This window comes from Aquimixticola soesokkakensis (assembly GCF_900172375.1).
GTDB lineage: Bacteria > Pseudomonadota > Alphaproteobacteria > Rhodobacterales > Rhodobacteraceae > Aquimixticola > Aquimixticola soesokkakensis.
Window position 1 is genome coordinate 1 of record NZ_FWFS01000032.1, and the last position, 618, is coordinate 618.

Annotated in this window: 1 tRNA gene and 1 pseudogene; both read left to right on the top strand. The window is 52.3% G+C overall.

The window, feature by feature from the left end:
- Positions 1–47: 47 nt before the first annotated feature.
- Positions 48–124, top strand: a tRNA-Met gene (locus AQS8620_RS16785).
- Positions 125–369: 245 nt separating this feature from the next.
- A pseudogene (locus tag AQS8620_RS16790) lies at positions 370–519 on the top strand (helix-turn-helix domain-containing protein); the annotation flags it as partial.
- Between the last annotated feature and the right edge of the window lie 99 nt (positions 520–618).

The following is a 618-nucleotide window of genomic DNA, read 5'->3' on the forward strand; positions in this document are numbered from 1 at the left end:
AAAAAAGGTCCTCAAGTAGCCGATAGGCGGTAGGACACAAAAAATGTCGCGGGATGGAGCAGCCCGGTAGCTCGTCAGGCTCATAACCTGAAGGTCGTAGGTTCAAATCCTACTCCCGCAACCAAAATTAGTGAACGCTCGCTAATATCCAAGCCCGCCCCCAAGGCGGGCTTTGTTACGTTCAGCATCTCCAACAGCTTGCCACGAAGCTCAAGCGCGTGATGCGTCGCCTCAGCGTCCCAGGTCACCACTACAGTGTTGATTGTCACTGAGAACTGACCCGGTAGCCCCATAAATTGTCACTGAGAATTGACCCATGTGAACACACTTCCCCGACGGTTTTGGTTGGGGGGATTTGGAGTGATCGACATGGGATTTTTGAGTGTCATTCGACGTTGGGCATTGCGTGACAAAATGCCAATCAGGGAGATTGCCCGGCGGACGGGTTTGTCTCGGAACACGATCAAGAAGTATCTGCGTGAAGGTGCGGTGGTAATCCCCCCCGAAAGTAGGGGGCTGTAAAAGTGGAATTTTCTCGGCAAGATGAACGAGGAGATTTGGAATGAAGACAAGCAAATACACTGAGGCGCAGATTATCGCGATCCTGCGGCAGGCTGA